The organism is Acrocarpospora corrugata (genome assembly GCF_009687845.1).
Taxonomy (GTDB): Bacteria; Actinomycetota; Actinomycetes; order Streptosporangiales; family Streptosporangiaceae; genus Acrocarpospora; species Acrocarpospora corrugata.
The window spans coordinates 37,292-53,178 of record NZ_BLAD01000041.1; the positions used below are offsets into that span (position 1 = coordinate 37,292).

At 67.2% G+C, this 15,887-nt stretch carries 14 protein-coding genes, 1 tRNA gene and 1 pseudogene; 6 read left to right on the top strand and 10 right to left on the bottom strand.

Translation table 11 applies throughout. From position 1 onward, the window contains the following. The first annotated feature begins 5 nt into the window (after positions 1-5). The 3 genes and pseudogenes from Acor_RS08660 (at position 6) to Acor_RS08675 (ending at position 4,213) form a co-directional block, all read left to right on the top strand. Positions 6-944 carry an ABC transporter permease gene (locus Acor_RS08660; protein WP_246238509.1) on the top strand — a complete coding sequence of 313 codons (939 nt, stop codon included), beginning with the start codon at positions 6-8 and terminating at the stop codon, positions 942-944. Beyond that, a pseudogene (locus Acor_RS44145) lies at positions 941-3,147 on the top strand (ABC transporter ATP-binding protein). Before Acor_RS08660 ends, Acor_RS44145 begins: the two are co-directional and overlap by 4 nt. Before the next feature lie 16 nt (positions 3,148-3,163). Further along, positions 3,164-4,213: a dipeptidase gene (locus tag Acor_RS08675; protein ID WP_246238510.1), complete on the top strand. Its 1,050-nt coding sequence runs from the start codon at positions 3,164-3,166 to the stop codon at positions 4,211-4,213. A gap of 287 nt (positions 4,214-4,500) precedes the next feature. Here the strand turns inward: Acor_RS08675 and Acor_RS08680 are convergent, their stop codons facing one another. From Acor_RS08680 to Acor_RS08695, 4 genes are all read right to left on the bottom strand, one after another. Beyond that, entirely contained in the window at positions 4,501-5,895 is a 1,395-nt protein-coding gene (locus tag Acor_RS08680) for a serine hydrolase domain-containing protein (RefSeq protein ID WP_155336050.1), read from the bottom strand. Beyond that, a complete protein-coding gene (locus tag Acor_RS08685) occupies positions 5,892-6,035 on the bottom strand; it encodes a hypothetical protein (RefSeq protein ID WP_155336051.1) in 144 nt (47 codons plus the stop codon). The genes Acor_RS08680 and Acor_RS08685 overlap by 4 nt, the downstream gene beginning before the upstream one ends. 659 nt (positions 6,036-6,694) lie before the next feature. Further along, positions 6,695-7,345: a GntR family transcriptional regulator gene (locus tag Acor_RS08690; RefSeq protein WP_155336052.1), complete on the bottom strand. Its 651-nt coding sequence runs from the start codon at positions 7,343-7,345 to the stop codon at positions 6,695-6,697. 459 nt (positions 7,346-7,804) lie between these two features. Then, on the bottom strand, positions 7,805-8,290 hold the full coding sequence (locus tag Acor_RS08695) for a hypothetical protein (RefSeq protein ID WP_155336053.1): 486 nt from the start codon (positions 8,288-8,290) through the stop codon (positions 7,805-7,807). A gap of 161 nt (positions 8,291-8,451) precedes the next feature. On the opposite strand from Acor_RS08695, the gene Acor_RS46170 reads away from it, so the two are divergent. Both Acor_RS46170 and Acor_RS08705 read left to right on the top strand, forming a co-directional pair. Further along, a complete protein-coding gene (locus Acor_RS46170) occupies positions 8,452-8,793 on the top strand; it encodes a winged helix-turn-helix domain-containing protein (RefSeq protein WP_218034194.1) in 342 nt (113 codons plus the stop codon). A 209-nt stretch (positions 8,794-9,002) separates the two neighbouring features. Next, on the top strand, positions 9,003-11,102 hold the full coding sequence (locus Acor_RS08705; RefSeq protein WP_170316853.1) for a serine/threonine protein kinase: 2,100 nt from the start codon (positions 9,003-9,005) through the stop codon (positions 11,100-11,102). A 44-nt stretch (positions 11,103-11,146) separates the two neighbouring features. Here Acor_RS08705 and Acor_RS08710 read toward each other — a convergent pair whose 3' ends face one another. The 5 genes from Acor_RS08710 to Acor_RS08730 form a co-directional block, all read right to left on the bottom strand. Beyond that, on the bottom strand, positions 11,147-12,031 hold the full coding sequence (locus Acor_RS08710) for a hypothetical protein (RefSeq protein WP_155336055.1): 885 nt from the start codon (positions 12,029-12,031) through the stop codon (positions 11,147-11,149). A 78-nt stretch (positions 12,032-12,109) separates the two neighbouring features. After that, positions 12,110-12,496, bottom strand: coding sequence for a hypothetical protein (locus Acor_RS08715; RefSeq protein ID WP_155336056.1), 387 nt, complete (start codon positions 12,494-12,496; stop codon positions 12,110-12,112). 73 nt (positions 12,497-12,569) lie between these two features. Beyond that, positions 12,570-12,746, bottom strand: coding sequence for a hypothetical protein (locus Acor_RS08720; protein ID WP_155336057.1), 177 nt, complete (start codon positions 12,744-12,746; stop codon positions 12,570-12,572). Beyond that, positions 12,743-12,919, bottom strand: coding sequence for a hypothetical protein (locus tag Acor_RS08725; protein ID WP_155336058.1), 177 nt, complete (start codon positions 12,917-12,919; stop codon positions 12,743-12,745). The genes Acor_RS08720 and Acor_RS08725 overlap by 4 nt, the downstream gene beginning before the upstream one ends. Beyond that, on the bottom strand, positions 12,916-13,092 hold the full coding sequence (locus Acor_RS08730) for a hypothetical protein (protein WP_155336059.1): 177 nt from the start codon (positions 13,090-13,092) through the stop codon (positions 12,916-12,918). Before Acor_RS08730 ends, Acor_RS08725 begins: the two co-directional genes overlap by 4 nt. Positions 13,093-13,285: 193 nt before the next feature. Here Acor_RS08730 and Acor_RS08735 point away from each other — a divergent pair. Continuing rightward, positions 13,286-13,364, top strand: a tRNA-Lys gene (locus tag Acor_RS08735). Between the two features lie 64 nt (positions 13,365-13,428). Here the strand turns inward: Acor_RS08735 and Acor_RS08740 are convergent. Continuing rightward, positions 13,429-15,876, bottom strand: a complete 2,448-nt coding sequence (locus Acor_RS08740; RefSeq protein WP_155336060.1) for a discoidin domain-containing protein — start codon at positions 15,874-15,876, stop codon at positions 13,429-13,431. Positions 15,877-15,887 lie beyond the last annotated feature (11 nt).

The following is a 15,887-nucleotide window of genomic DNA, read 5'->3' on the forward strand; positions in this document are numbered from 1 at the left end:
ATCACGTGCCACACGGGGCGGAGGTGACGTCGACCACCGGCGCCTCCCACGGGCCCGCCCGCCTGGACCGCGAGTTCACCGTCAAGGCACGGTCGCAAGGACACCTGATCCTTCGCCGCTTCCTGCGGCACAAGCTCGCGGTGGCGAGCCTGTTCGTCTTCATCGCGGTGGTGCTGTTCGCCTTCGCCGGCGGGGCGTTCTGGCATTACTCCTACGATCAGCTGACACCGGACATTTCAGCGCCACCTTCGCTGCGGCATCCGTTCGGCACCGACTCGACCGGTATGGACCTGATGGCCATGGTGATGCGAGGGACCCAGCGATCGCTGGAGATCGCGCTGTTCGTGGCCCTCACCGCGACCGGCGTCGGCACCGTCTACGGGGCGATCGCCGGCTACTACCGGGGCGTGTTCGACACGTTCATGATGCGGTTCGTCGACCTGGTCCTCACCTTCCCCACCATCGCGGTCGCCGCCATCCTCGGCGCCCAGGTGGGGGCGTCCGCCGGCAGCTGGTTCTTCATCGGGATCATCCTCGCGGCGCTCACCTGGCCGATCGTGGCGCGAGTCGTCCGCGGCTCGGTCCTGTCCCTGCGGGAGAAGGAGTTCATCGAGGCCGCTCACGCGCTCGGAGCCCGGGATCGGCGGATCATCTTCGGTCACCTCGTTCCCAATGTGATGGGCCCGGTCATCGTGAGCGTCACGATCCTGGTCGCGGGGGCGATCCTGTCCGAGACAGGTCTGTCCTTCATCGGGTTCGGGGTGCTGCCGCCGGACACCTCCCTGGGCCTGCTGGTGAGCCAGGCGCAGACCGCCGTGTCGACCCGGCCATGGCTGTTCTACTTCCCCGGAGCCTTCATCATCCTCATCGTCCTGAGTATCAACTTCATCGGTGACGGCCTGCGGGATGCTTTCGACCCGACCACGACGAGGGTGCGCTCATGAGCACTGAGGCAACCGCCGCGACACCGGCCGCGGACGAGACCGCGGACGAGACCGCGGACGTCCTGGTCGTCGAGGATCTCACGGTGAGCTTCCCCACCGACGACGGGCTCGTCCAGGCCGTCCGCGGGGTGAGCTACCGCCTTCGCGAGCGCGAGATCCTCGGCATCGTCGGCGAGTCGGGGTCGGGCAAGTCAGTGACGTCGATGGCCATCATGGGGCTGCTGCCCCGGTCGGCGCGGATCACCGGCTCGATCCGATTCCGCGGGCAGGAGCTCCTCGGCCTCCGGGAGAAAGAGCTCAACAGGTTCCGCGGCAGCAAGATCGCCATGATCTTCCAGGACCCCATGACCTCGCTGAACCCGGTCCACACGATCGGCTACCAGGTGGCCGAGGCCATACGGGCACACAACGACGTGCCGAAGGCGCAGGCCCGCAGGCGGGCGGTGGAGCTGCTCGACGCGGTCGGCATCCCGAACCCGGGGCAGCGGGTGGACAGCTACCCGCACGAGCTGTCCGGCGGGGTACGTCAGCGGGTCGTCATCGCCATCGCCATGGCCAACCGGCCCGATGTGATCATCGCCGACGAGCCCACCACGGCGCTCGACGTGACGGTGCAGTCGCAGGTCCTCGACGCGCTCCGGACCGCGCGGCAGGAGACCGGCGCGGCCATGGTCCTCATCACGCACGACCTCGGTGTCGTCGCCGGGCAGGCCGACCGGGTCCTGGTGATGTACGCCGGCAAGCCGGTGGAGATCGGCGACGTGGAGGACATCTACTACCGGCCGCGGATGCCGTACACGCTGGGCCTGCTGGGTAGCGTGCCCCGCCTGGACGCGAGCAGGTCGCAGAGGCTACTGCCGATCCTCGGGTCGCCGCCTTCGCTACTCAACCTGCCCGCCGGCTGTCCCTTCACCCCCCGGTGCCCGATCGCCCAGGACTGGTGCGAAACCGAGGAGCCCGTGCTCATGGACGCGACCTCGCCCCGGCACTCCGCCGCCTGCCACTTCTCCGAGAACCTGGCCGGCGTGCGGCCGCACGACCTGTACGCGCCCACCTCGGCGGACGCGCGGACCCCAGACCGCCCCGATCGGCCGCCGGCCGAGGCGCCTACCGGGAAAGGGAACCTCCCGTGACCTCGCTCGATCATGATGTGACCGTCCCCGACGCCGCACCGTCTGGGCGGTCCGGCCCTTCTCAGCCGATTCTGTCGGTCCGGGACCTGGTGGTGCACTTCCCGGTGCGCGGCCGGGGCCTGCTGGGCCGGACGACTGGCACGGTGCACGCCGTGTGCGACGTCTCGTTCGAGATCTATCCGGGCGAGACGCTGGGCCTGGTCGGGGAGTCCGGCTGCGGCAAGTCGACGGCCAGCCGCGCCGTGCTCGGGTTGCGCGGTGCGACCTCGGGTCAGGTTGTCTTCGACGGCCAGGACATCGCGGATCTGTCCACGTACCGGATGCGGCGGCTGCGCCGGCAGATGCAGATCGTGTTCCAGGACCCGATGGCCTCGCTGGACCCCCGGCTCACGGTCCATGAGATCATCTCCGAGCCGCTGCGCATCCACGGGCTGCACACCGCGGACCGGGCCCGGTACGTCGCCGAACTCATGCGGACGGTCGGGCTCAACTCCGAGCACGGCAACCGGTACCCGCACGAATTCTCCGGCGGGCAGCGGCAGCGCATCGGCATCGCCCGCGCTCTCGCGCTCGAACCCAAGCTCCTGGTCCTCGACGAACCGGTGTCCGCGCTCGACGTGTCCATCCAGGCCGGCGTGGTCAACCTGCTCGAAGATCTGCAGCACCGGCTCGGCCTCGCCTACCTGTTCGTGGCGCATGACCTGTCGGTGGTGCGTCACGTCGCGGACCGGGTCGCGGTCATGTACCTCGGGAGGATCGTCGAGACCGGCGCGTGCCAGGAGGTGTTCGCCAACCCGGCGCACCCCTATACGCAGGCGCTCATCTCGGCCATCCCGATCCCGGATCCCCGCAAGGAAAGGGCACGCCGGCGAATCGTCGTCAGCGGGGAGATGCCGAGTCCGACCGACCCGCCGTCCGGGTGCCGGTTCCGGACTCGCTGCCCGCTGTTCGCCAACCGGCTTGACGAAACTGAGCGGACGCGCTGCCAGCGGGAGATGCCGGAACTCGCCGAACGTGGGCAGGGCCATCCGGTGGCGTGTCACTTCGCCGAAGCCGTCCCGGTCTTGTGAGTCATTGTCGAAGGAAGTGAAGGTTACCGTGGACACCAGGAACGACTGGCATGGCCTGCACAGCGGTGCCGTAGTGGCCGACACACACAATGATCTGCTCATGGCCGTGGTCGCTCGGCCGGTGCCGCGATGGGCGTCCTACTTCCGTGAGCGCTGGCTGCCCCAACTGCGAGCAGGCGGTGTGGACCTGCAGGTGCTCCCGGTGTTCATCGCCGACGCATACCGGCCCGAGGGCGCGCTCCGCCAGACGCTGCGGATGATCGAGGCCGCCCATCGGCTGGCCGATGGAAACCAGGACTCCGTCGCGTTGTGCCGGGACGGCGCCGAGCTGGACGCCGCCCTGACCTCCGGCAGGATCGCGCTCGTCCTGGCGCTGGAAAGCGCTCCGGGAGTCGGTGACGACATCGAACTGCTGGAGACGTTGCACCGGCTCGGTGTCCGGGTCGCCTCCCTGGCACACTTCGGCCGTACGGCCCTCGCCGACGGCAGCGCCGAAGACGGCACCGGCAGCCGGCTCACCCGGGCCGGGGTCGAGGCCGTCGGCGAGATGGAGCGCATGGGTATGATCTTCGACGTCAGCCATCTCGGGGCGACGGGCGTCGAGCACGTCCTGGAGATCTCGACCCGCCCGGTGCTGGCCACCCATTCCTCCGCCCGAGCGCTGCGCGACCACCACCGCAATCTCACCGACGACCAGATCGCTGGCATCGCCCGGCTCGGTGGTGTGGTCTGCGTCAACTTCTACGCGCCCTACCTGCACGAGACCGATCACACCCTGGACCGGCTCGTCGACCACCTCGAGCACGTGGTCGCCGTCGCCGGCATCGACCACGTCGGTCTCGGCCCCGACTTCATCAAGGAGGTGTTCGCCGACACGACCCCACCCTGCTGCGAGCCCGACGACTACGGTCCGATCCCCTACCTTCCCGGTCTGGAGGGCCCCTCTGGGCTACCCCTGGTCACCGAGGTGCTCGTCCGCCGCGGCTGGGCGGCGGCGGACGTGGTAAAGGTGCTCGGGGCCAACGTGGTGCGGCTGTTTCGCGACGAACTGGGCCGTGCTGGCTAGCACCGATGGGCGGGCAGGTGACCGGCTCCTTGAAGGCGTTCGTGCCGAACCCAAGGGCAAGGACGACGATCATGTGGACATTGGGGCGGGTACCCTCCGGGGCCGGGCGGCCGACGCACCGTGCCGCCGGCCTGGAGGGCCGAACCGAGCGCCGGCCCATCTCAGCGATCCATCTGACATGCGGGAATATGATCCCGGCAGCCGGGGCTGAATCACGGCCCCGCCGTCTCGTCAGCGGATCCCTCGATCTGGCGTGGCATCAAACCGGAACTTGGGATCAAGCGCCCTTATGCGTCCCGGCGCAGCGCAGCCCGGTGGTTGAACAGGAACCAGCGAATGACCCCGGTGTCGTCGCGCAGAAACACCGCTTTGTTTTCGTCGTTGAGCGGCTCGGCGGCGACCGTGTCGGTACCGACCGGGGTGAATCGCTGGTTGAGCGAGGCCGGCTTCGACGGATCCATGTTGTCCAGCCAGTCCCTGGTTGAAAAGCTGTCGATTCGCAGCTCGTCGCCCTCACGGCGGACATGCGCCACGCCCCCGTACGTGTCGTAGGTGCCCACGGCCTCGTCGAGATTTCCGAACGAGGCCGGTTCGGGCGCGGGCTCATCGATGCCGAAGTACTGCTTGTGCGCCCACCGGATCACGCGCTTGGCGAGCGTGTGACCGGGGTTCTGCAGGTTGGTGAAGATGGCGATGGCGAACCCGTGGTCAGGCAGCATCGACAGGTCGACCGGCTGGCCGTTGGCGCTACCGCCGTGGCCCGCGATGTGTAGGCCGCCGCGGTTGCCGAGCATGAACGTGAGCCCCATGCCGCCGTTCAGACCATTCGGCTCGCCGTTGCGTACGCCGGGCATGCCGGGCCGGCGCATCAGCTCCCGGGTCTCCTGAGTCAGGATGTTCCGCGACGGTTCCAGCGTGCCGAGGTGGAACCGTGCGTAGCGCAGCAATTCCCGGACGCTCATCATGGTCGTCCCCACCGGTGAAGCCGAGCGCTCCATCGCCCACGGCCGTGCAAGTTGCAGGCCGTGGCGACCGATCGCGTGGCCCACGGAGAAGCGCCCGAGGATGATGTCGTGGGCGAAGTGGCCGGCGTGCTTGATGCCGAGCGGCTCGAAGAGCTCACGCTGGATGATCGTCTCGTAGGACTCGTTGTAGAGCACTTCGAGGATTCGCCCGAGCGGGTAGAACGCGGCGTTGCTGTATGACCACATCGTGCCGAACGGGGTGACCTGCCGCAGCTTCTTCAGCCGTCCGACCAATGTGGCCAGCGCGTCGTCGCCCCATCCGGCGGCCTCGAAGATGTCGCCCTCCCAGCCCGAGGTGTGGGTCATCAGGTGGCGCACGGTGACCTGGGCGGAGATGTCGGGGTCGGCGACCGCGAAGTCGGGCAGGTAGGTGCGGACGGTGGCGTCCAGGTCGATCCGGCCGCGTTCGACCTCCTGCATGATCGCCGTGCCGGTGATCGTCTTCGTGATCGAGCCGAGCTGGAAGGTGGTGTCGCCGTTGACCGACAGCGGGTTCTCGATGCTCGTCACACCGAGGCCGCCGACCGCCACCGCCTCGCCGTGGGCGACGCCGATGGCGACGCCGGGAATCTGCAGCTCGGTCATCTGCTCGCGGACGTAGTCCAGCAGATCCGGGTCGAGCGGAGCCGTGACATTGGTGAGGTCCACCGCGCTCATGCCGCTACGCCTTCCACCGGGACGGGAGCCGGCTCCTCGCGCCACGCCTCCGCCTTCCCGGTGCCGTTGGCAATGAACTCGTCGTATTGCGCCTGCGTGCCGTGCTCCAGCGGCCCACCGGTGTATGGCATTTCGGCCATCTGCCTGCTCCTTGTCTCAGGATGCTGCCCCGCCCGCACGGGTCGAGGACATATAATATGCTACACATGACATGGTGGTGGTACTGGGGTTCGCGACCAACGAGCCGCCTGATGACCACGACCTCACCCCGCCACATCGACGGCGTCGGAGTTCGATCTGGCTCACTATCGCGACGCGGTCATCGCCCTTGAGGCGGCCTTCGGATGGCTAGGTGACTACGACTCGCTACGCCGGGAGCATCTCCCGTGCCCGACGGCGATCTCTGCTCGTGCCGACGCACGGCCCGGAGGGCGTCGGCGTCACGCTCAACCCGGCCAACCGGGGCCAAGGCCTTGCCGTTGATACACGGCATCTACGTCAGGTTCGCCCCGGGCACTCGCGCCGACCGCGATGCGTACCGCCGCCGTGTCGGCTCTCGCGACGCGACACCTCTTCCGCGGATGCCCGGCGCCTTGTCGTCTCCGGCGCCGGCGAGCAGGTCGAGCTGCGGGATGTCGTGTGTGGACCGGCCTGTCGCCGCACCGACGAGACGGTGACGGTCTTCAAGTGGGGCTGGCGCTGAAAGACCTGGTCGTCGCCCGAACCGCGCTGCGCCGGCTGGCCGGGCGCGCGGCCGACGGGCGGGTAGCGCCGTGACGGGTGGTCGGGTAGAAGCGGGTTACGTCTCCCTTCGCCCGGCCCAGATCCCCCGGGTCTGATCCAGGTGATGACGCACCAGGGACTCGGCCCGGTCCGCGTCGCGGGCGCGGAGCGCTTCGAGGATCGGGCGGTGCTCGGCCGCAGACTCGGCAAGACTGCCGACGTCGGCCATCCGCTTCAGCCCCACCAGCCGGGTCTGGTCGCGCAGCTGCCCGACAAGCCGTACCAACCGGCTGTTTCCGGTGAGGCCGAGCAGCGCGAGATGGAAGGTGCGGTCGGCGTTGAGAAAGGCCACCAGATCCTTGTCCGCAGCGGCCTCGTCTATCGCGACCACGCTGCTCTCCAGGACCGCGAGGTCGGCATCGCCGGCCTTCTGGACCACCAGTCGCATCGCCGGGATCTCAAGCATCTTCCGCAGCTCGCTGATCTCGTCGAGATCCTTGTCGGCCATGGTGAGGATCCGATATCCACGGTTGCGGATCGGCTCGACAAGGCCCTCATTGGCCAGGTCGAGCAGGGCCTCCCGGACGGGGGTCGGCGAGACGCCGAGGCGACCGCTCAGGGTCGTGGCCGAATAGACCTGTCCCGATACGAGTTCCCCGCCGACGATGCTGGCGCGGATCACCTCCTTGGCCTGCTCCCGGAGGTTGGTCTGCTTCAGAACTCGCATGGGGCCGCGTCCCGTCCGCTGTTGCAGCGTTCCGTCAAGTTTTATCGTCGATACGTACCATGGAACATAGTACTGAGGAAGATGGACGATGACACAGGAACTTCGGGTCGGCTCATAGTGTCAATCATCGCCCGGTGGATCATCGTCCGGAAGTGTTCTGGAGAGCCTCGAAGTCTCGGGCCAATTGGCGATCGTGGGGTAGAAGCCCTTCCGGGTAGGGTCTTTGCGGATCACTCGACCTCGATGCCGCGCTCGATGACACTGCGCTAGCAGCCGCCCGGTTCCTGAGATGAGACGCCAAAGTTCAAGCTCCCGCGAGACACCAAACGAGCACATCCGCCCGCCGCCCGGCAAAATCCGAAGCCACCAGGGAGTCCCTGGCTTGGGCAGGACTCCCCGGCAGGGACCCGCGACCATGGACGTATGAGAGCGTGCCCGCCGTCACCGCGGGCACGACGATCAGCAATGACCGATCATGAAAGAACGATCGGTGACGCTAATGGCCACCACGTTGTACGTGGTCGTCGGGGTGGGCGTTGTGGTGAAACGCGCGTTGGGGAGGTAGAGGCGGTCGCGGAAGGGGGCGATGGTGGTGGGGACGTCGAAGCGGCCGTCAGGAGGCCAAGAACGACCTGCTCCCACTCGTCGTGCCGCGCGAGGCGTGGTGCGAAGAAAGCCGTGGCCCGCTTGAGGATGTCGACGTCCCGCGCGGTTTAGCACGTCAGGGAGCTGACTCTTAATCAGCGGGTCCGGGGTTCGAGTCCCTGGCGGCGCACCCTGGAAGAACCCCAGCTCACATGCTGTGAGCTGGGGTTTCTTTGCTTCGTGATCGAATTTGCGTGGCCGAATCGGGCTCCTGCGGGCGTTTTTGATCTTCGGTGTGCTCCGTGTGTGCTCGGCCGTATCGGCGCCGTATTCACGGAGATCGTTGATCTTCACCAGCATAGTTACGCTACGTGATAGGTAGGGCCTCACGGGGTGTAGATCTCCGTCAGCCGAAATGTCGGCGCCGACGACTACCTGACGAAACCGTTCCACTTCCCCGAGCTGATCCTGCGCATCCGCTCCCTGGCCCGCCACCAGCCTTCCGTCCAGGCTCGTACGCTGTGCGTGGCTGGCATCGAACTGAACCCCATCGCACCGCCACCCGAGACGGCCGCCCGCTGGACCTCTCGGTAAAGGAATTCGCACTCCTCGAAGCCCTCCGCGTCAACCCCGCCCACCTCAGCACCGAAGCCCTACTCGAACAGGTCTGGGACGAACACGCTGACCCTTTCACCAACACCGTCACCGTCACCATCGGCCGCCTCCACCGCAAACTCGGCCAACCCCCGCCATCATCACCACACCCGGCGTTGGCTACGCATCGCCAACGAGAGCCCATAACCCTCCCCGCTTCGCTACCGATGCGGGGGCGGGACTTGCCGACGAGCTTGCGATTGAGCTGAAACTGCTCGTATGACTCGCGATAGTCTCCGTCTGCTGGCTAGGCAATGCTGGTCAATGTCGGTCGTCTTGCCACGAAGCGACCGGATCACCTTGTTGCCGATATCGGCCCCGTGACCCGGCCCCTAGGTCCCGCTCTAGCACAGGCATGGAGGTAGCTCGGAGTGAGGCAGATCGGCTGTCAGTACGGCGAATCCGTCGCCTGCCGCTGATGTCGGCACACGCCAACGGCAAGGCCTCGGAATCGGAGGGGCCGGGGACGGACGACGTGGCCAGTCTTGGCCTGACCGCCGCGCTTGAGGTGGTCCGACTCGCGGCTCGGGGCTCGCGTAGGGACTTCGCCCTCGACCCTAGGCCGATCGCCGGGGGCGGTCAGGCGACGGTCTTCGGCGCCGTCCACAAACCCACCGGTGTGCGTGTCGCGTTCAAGAGACTCAACTGGCGCTCCCCCGATGCTCTCGCGCGGATGCGGCGCGAGGTGGAGGCGGCTCGCCTGTTCGGGGGCAATCCACATGTGCTTCCTGTCCTGGACTGGAGCCGATCGTATGACTGGTTCGTCATGCCGCTGGCGGATGGCACGGCACGAATCCTCGCTGCCGGGCCTTCAGAATCGGCGGTAGTGCGTGCCTTGGTGACGGCCGTATGCAGGGCGTTGCGTGAACCGCACCGGCAGGGCTGGATTCACCGAGACCTCAAGCCGGACAACGTTCTGCGTTTCGCTGGCCGGTGGGTGGTCGCGGACTGGGGGCTGGGCAGGCGGCCCCGTGGCCAGACCACGGATCCTCGCCGTACACAGGTGGGTGTCCAGTTCGGGACCGAGGGATTCGCGGCACCAGAGCTCGCGGTCGACGCTCACGTGGCCGGACCCCCAGCCGACATCTACAGCATCGGGCAGATCATCGGCTGGGCGCTCAAGGGTGCATGGCCGCAGCCGAACCTTCCCTTGCTGCCTCCGTCCGGGCCGTGGCGCGCCATCGTCCGGGCCGCGACAATGCACGACCCCCATCGACGTATCGGGACGGTCGATGAGCTTCTTTCCATGGTCGCGGCAGAGTTCGACGCGCCGACGGAGTTGGCGGCCCGTGGTGGGCGGCTTCTCCCCGCCGTACGCGCGGGGGACCGGGCAGCACTCGTCGAGCTGTTCCGGCTTGCGGCGCGGTCCGACCTTGATCACGACTTCTTCCAAGACGTTCTCGTCGCTCTCGACGATGACTGGCTACGGGCTGCGGTGTCGGCCGATCCGCAGGCCGTCGGGGAGGTGGTGCGCGCGATCCGTTTCCTGGACTCGACGAACGGATCGGCCGGGCGGGAACTCGACGACTACGGTCGTGCCACCACTTGGCTGTTGGCCATCGCTGACCACGCGGAGAGCCTGGCCCAATGGGATCTGCTCGACGACGCCTCCGACGCCATCCTGCACCTGGACGCAAACGAACAGGTGAGTCCAGATGTCCACGGCAAAGTCATCGCGTGGCTGACCTCCGCAACGGGAACCGCTGCCTCCGTCATCGCCGCGGTGCTGCGTCGCTACACGCCCCGTCCGCATCTGGCCGGCCTGACGGACGGCGACGCGCTGGACCATCGGATCCGCCTGGCACTGCGCCCGCGGCCACCAGCCGAAACCCCCATAAGCGCCAGCGGCAATCCTGAGGCCGACAATCGGGACCACGTCGGCAAGCGCCGGCCAGTGGCACGACGACGAGCGACACTGCTGTCCGCCGTCGGCGTCATCGCCGCCGTACTAATCCTGATCATTACGCTTCTGAACGACGCATCCAACCAACCAGGAGACCCCACCGCGAGCCCCAGCGAGAACTCCATCGCTAGTCCTTCCGGTGTCCCCAGCGAGAACCCCCTCGCTGGCCTTCCCGGTGTCCCCAGCGAGCTGGCCGACTCGTCGACTATGCGGGAGTTCATTGAGGCGTGGGATCTTTATCCGAGCTGGAGTCGATGCCGGTCCGGCTCTGGAGACACTGCCCTCACCGGTAGCTTCCCAGCCCACAAGACCCAAGCCGGGCTACCAGTCCACAGCAGCTACTGCACCAACGACGGGAACCTCACGATGTTGTTCGCCGACTTCAGACCGGCTGGCTACAACAAGGTCGCGCGCGCCTACTTCGATGCCGCACCACCTGTCCAGCCGGTGGGTGGCGAGAAGACACCCCCACCAGGGCTTCACGTCTTCGCATGGAGTCCCACCCAACGGGCGTTGGTGTGGACGGATGCCGGGGCGTTTTTGATCGCGGTCGCCGTCACGGACAGCCCACGCACCGACCTCGTCGAGCTATGGTCGAGGTACCGACCCCGGTAGTGCCGTCCAGCGGCAACGCCAACCCGGTGCCACCCACCGCCGACTCATCTCGACGACGCTCGGACTTGATCCGCACGAGCCCACCCGCACACTCTGCGGGCGCCACTGACCGCGATGCCGAGAATCCAGTCCCATTCGGGGGTCAGCTCAGGATCGGCGCTGTACTCGTCCACAAGAAACTTGTCATAGGTGGCGGTCGGCTCCACCGAGGGAGAGCGAACGTCCGGCGAGGTGTACAGCAAGACCTTGCCCGCTGGGTACAACGCTACGGAGAGGTCCCGGGGATCGCACGAGGCTATCGGTCCGTAGTAGGGGTGGATGCGCACGGGCCAGCCATGCCGCACCCCCACCACATGCGTGATCGGCACGGAGCCGCCGCCAGCACAGCTGTCCTCGCTCACGGACATGAACTTCTGGACCATGAAGCCGTGCGGGACGGCCGTCACCGCCTCGATGGGCCGGTCGCACCGTGATGTCGTGGCGATCGGCAACCGTAGCTGTTGGGCCTGGCCGTTGCGCCACAGCCAGACATACCATGCCTCCGCTCCCAATTGAGCGCCATTCGCTCGCAGGCCCACTGCGGCGTCTTCATGGCCGTCCCCGTCGGCGTCGGCGTACCGGGGCGGTCCCGACAGTTGCCAGCTGAATCCTCCGGACTCGTTATCCGCGTCGCGTCTGGCGGCACCATCGACCAGTTTTACAGTCGAAGCCGTCACCGAATCGAACCACTCAAGATTCGAGAAGTCGACCTTGCGTATCTCCTGGGACACCACCGACGCCGTAGGCCGTGCGGGCGCGTCACCAGCACGATCACGACACCCTGTCAGCGCGGCGATGGCGCAGAGTAGTGCAACCCCCAAACCGATGCCCTTCCGGCATAACGTCTCCGCGCGACGGTAAAGCGCGATCGTCTGCGCTATGGCCACCAACGATGCCTCCAACGCGCCTTCAGTCGATGACAGCCCGCGCCGGTAAGTGTTGCCCCCGCACGGTCACCCGCCTCCCGGTCAGCGTCGTCGCCGAGCAGGACGGCAACGCTTCCGGTCATAAGGCCAGATGATATCCGGGCAGACGATCATCTGAGCTGCTCTATTGCTGAAACGCGGAAGGCCGACCAGGGCGTCCGTTCGTCCGTCCGGGCCAGGCTGGACATGAACGGAATAGCAGCTATGTTCGGGGAAGAGATTGCCCTCCAGATCCCCGGTCGAGCTTGGGCGGTCAGGGTTTCTCGCCCCCCTGCCGAATGTGACATCGGTGATCTCGCGGCGTGGTTCGTCTCGCTCGATCGCTTGTTCGGCGCGCATTTCGCGGAACCTGGTGAGGAGTTCGTGTAGCACGGGCGGGGGCAAGGTCTGCGCCAAGGCGGTGATATCGCAGCCGATCACCTCGTTCAACGAGAGGAGCCCCGGCTCGGCGGGCCAGGGCTCGAAGGGGCTCGACCTCATTGTTGGTGGTGGGGTGACCGGGCTACTCGATGCCGAGGACCTGGAGGCTGAGCGCGAGGACAGCCTGGATGCGGATGCGTGCTTCGGATAGCTTCGCGGCGTACAGGTCGACGTTCTGCCCGTTGCGCTGCAGGACGCCCAGTTCGTTGACGGTCCGTCCCTCGTCGAGGGCGACGCGGGCGTAGGTGAGGTCGTTCATGGCCTGGGTGATTGCCTGCCGGAGCAGGAGTTCCAGGTTCTCGGCGTGGTGGACGGCGGTGTTGAGCTGGTCGGCGACCCTGCCCCGGTGTCGGACAGGTCGGCCAGTTCGCGGAGGAGTTCGGTCCGGGTCAGCTTGCTGCGGGTGTGGATGAGCGTGTCGATGCTGGTCACGGTGTGCCTCGTAGCGGGGTGAGGAGGGCGGCGGTGGATTCGGCGGCGGCCTTGGCGACCTCGGGGAACACGCTGGTGTAGGTGTCGCGGGTGAAGGTGGTGGAGGTGTGGCCGAGGGTTTCGTCCAGTCCACAGCCCTGGGCCTGACGGTAGGCCGATGGAGTGTCTGTCACGCCCCATCGGGCCGGCGGCGGCCGGGCGAAAGCTGCATCCCTACGTTCGGTGACAGATCACGACCACATCAGGTGGGTTTCAGTGTGCTCGTAGTGTGCTCGGATGTCGGGAACCTATCCGGCACGGGTGCGGACGGACCGGCATGAAAATCAGCGGAGTCGGGGACGAAACGGCACAACACGGGACGCCCAGGCGGGCTGGCGGACGGTTGATCACGCGGGGCCGCTGACTCTTAATCAGCGGGTCCGGGGTTCAAGTCCCTGGCGGCGCACTCAGGTGAACCTAGCTCACACATGCGGTGAGCTAGGTTCTCTTTGTTTTGCGGGGAACCGCCGTCAGTACGACGAGTAGATCGTGACCTCGTCGATCGACCACCACTTCTCGGGTGTCGCGCCGGTCTGGGTGATCTTGACGTATAGGGCGCTCTGCGGGGTGACGGTGATCGGGCGTTTCCAGCCGAAGCCGATTCCGGTGCCGACCGTCGTCCAGGTGGTGCCGTTCATGGAGAACTGCAACTGGTAGCCGCGCGGGTAGTCGTCGAGGGCGCCGGTCGGTGTCTGCACAGTGACCTGGGCGATCGTCCGCGGTGAGCCCAGATTGATCTGGTACCACTGCCCCGGGGCCTGCGCGGCGCCGGTGTTCCAGCGGGTGGCGCTGTTGCCGTCGATGCCACCGGACAACGTTCCGCCCGGCCCGGTCGAGGAAGCGGTGGCCGTCCAGCCGGTCCTGCTGATGGCGACGGGGTTGAAGGTGGACAGGCCCCCGGCGTATTTGGCGACGGTCGCCACGAGACGCTCGTTCTCGGTGAAAGTGTTCGTGCCGAATCGCAGCAGCTTCCCGGCGAACGTGGCGGCACCGTCGTTGTTGATCACTGGGATCGGGGCCGGGCGGTTGTAGTAGAAGCCCCAGTAGCCCTGCCCGTCGGCGTCGGTTCCCCGGACCTTGTAGGTCCAGTTCGACCAGGACTGCTGCTGGGCGTTGAGGCCGGCCATCCACCGGGCCCACACGTCGTCGTAGTAGTAGAGCGAGTACTCGCCGTACAGTACGGGAACGCCGGGATCGGACAGCAGTTCGGTCAGGGTGTTCAGGTTGTCGGTCACCAGCTGGTTCTGCCGGTCCCAGTCGGTGGCGTGGTCCATGTCGTACGGATGGAGCTCGTAGACCACATTGCTCCAGCCGTGCACCGACGGCGGGCTGATGCCGTTGTAGCCGAAGAACGCGCCCATGACGATGACGTGGTCGGAGTCGATCGCGCGGACCGCGTCGTAGAGCCGGTCGTAGTAGGCGCTCTTCTGCGTGACGTCGTCGGCGTCCTCCTGGATGTCCAGCAGCGGCTCGTTGATCAGGTCGTAGCCCGCGACGGCCGGGTTGCCCTCGTAGCGGGTGGCGATCGCCTGCCAGATGTCCTCGGTCCAGTCCTGGTAGGCGGCGCTGCCCCAGAACCCGCCGGGGCTGGGACCCATCCGGCCGCAACTGGCCCAAGGGCAGCCACCGCCGGGGACGGTGTGCAGGTCGAGCAGGGTGTACATGCCGCGGCTGGACAGCTGATCGACAACCCAGTCGATCTTGCTCCAGGGGTCGGACTTCCAGGTGCCGTCCGTGTTGAGCAGCGTGGTCCAGCCGATGGGCAGGCGGACGTAGTTCAGCCCCATGGCGGCGAGCTTGTCGAAGTCGGCCGTGGTGATCCAGGTGTCCTCGTGCGTGTCCCGGATCGTCTGCGCGCCGGCGCGGCCGAAGCGCTGGTCGAGGCTGAGCTGGAGGTTGTAGTCGTCGCTGTTGAGCGCGACCGACATCTCGCCGATCGACCACCATCGGTAGCTGGTGCCGGTCTGGGTCACCCGGACGTGGCGGGCGCTCGCGGCGGGGAAGTTGATGTTGGTGGCCTTGAAGGTCCCGGCGCCGGCGGCGACCTGCGTCCAGGTCGTGTTGTCGTTGGACAGTTCGACGGTGTAGCCGCGGGGATAGTCGTCCTCGGAGGTGGTGTTCTTCGCCGTGTCGAGCCAGACGTTGTTGATCGTCATCCGCGCGCCCAGGTCGAGTTTGACCCACTGGCCGGGCGCCTGGACGGCTTCGGAGGTCCACCGGGTGGCGGGATTGCCGTCGAGCACGGTGGGAGCACCCGAGCCGCCCGACGCCGACACGGTCCACTGCGTTCGATCGAAAGAATCCGCGTCGTTGAACACGTTGAGCTCGCCGACCGACCACCAGTCTCCGGCGCTCCCGGTCTGCCTGACCCGGATGTACTGGGCGGTCACCGAAGACAGGCGGGCGGTCGTGACCGTGTTCGCGGGGCTCCCCGCGCCGGTGTACGTGGGAGTCCAGTTCCAGCCGTCGGTGGAGACCTCGACCGTGAAAGCGCGGGCGAAGTCCCCGCCCGCGAAGCCGGTGTAGTTGAAGGTGACCCGGTTGAAGCGCGACAGCGCGCCCAGGTCCACCCTCAGCCACTCGCCGCCGTTCATGGCGGCCCCCGTGGTCCAGCGGGTGCCGTCGTCGCCGTCGACGGCGAGCGCCGCGTTCCCCGCCGAGGCGGTGGCCGTCCAGCCGGTACGGTCGAGCGCGAACTCCCCGAGGGGTGACATCCACTCCTCCTGGGTCAGCCAGCCGCCGAGGTTGGTGCCCCGCAGGTTGACGGTCGCCCCCGCGCCGGAGTCCTTCTTCAGCACCGAGCCGCTGACCTTGAGAAAGTCGGCCGAGTCGAAGGCGGACGCGGGTCGCGCGGTCATCACGAGAGTGGTGGCGGTAAGTACGGAGACGAGGGCGGCGGCGGGCCATCGACGGTTCATTCGGACCTCCT

What these genes read in the sequence shown, in the direction of transcription:
- Acor_RS08705 (WP_170316853.1), top strand. Translation starts at nt 9,003, where the DNA reads ATGTCGGCACACGCCAACGGCAAGGCCTCGGAATCGGAGGGGCCGGGG.
- Acor_RS08690 (WP_155336052.1), bottom strand. Translation starts at nt 7,345, where the DNA reads ATGCGAGTTCTGAAGCAGACCAACCTCCGGGAGCAGGCCAAGGAGGTG.
- Acor_RS08680 (WP_155336050.1), bottom strand. Translation starts at nt 5,895, where the DNA reads ATGAGCGCGGTGGACCTCACCAATGTCACGGCTCCGCTCGACCCGGAT.
- Acor_RS08695 (WP_155336053.1), bottom strand. Translation starts at nt 8,290, where the DNA reads ATGCTGGTGAAGATCAACGATCTCCGTGAATACGGCGCCGATACGGCC.
- Acor_RS08685 (WP_155336051.1), bottom strand. Translation starts at nt 6,035, where the DNA reads ATGGCCGAAATGCCATACACCGGTGGGCCGCTGGAGCACGGCACGCAG.
- Acor_RS08720 (WP_155336057.1), bottom strand. Translation starts at nt 12,746, where the DNA reads ATGAACGACCTCACCTACGCCCGCGTCGCCCTCGACGAGGGACGGACC.
- Acor_RS08740 (WP_155336060.1), bottom strand. Translation starts at nt 15,876, where the DNA reads ATGAACCGTCGATGGCCCGCCGCCGCCCTCGTCTCCGTACTTACCGCC.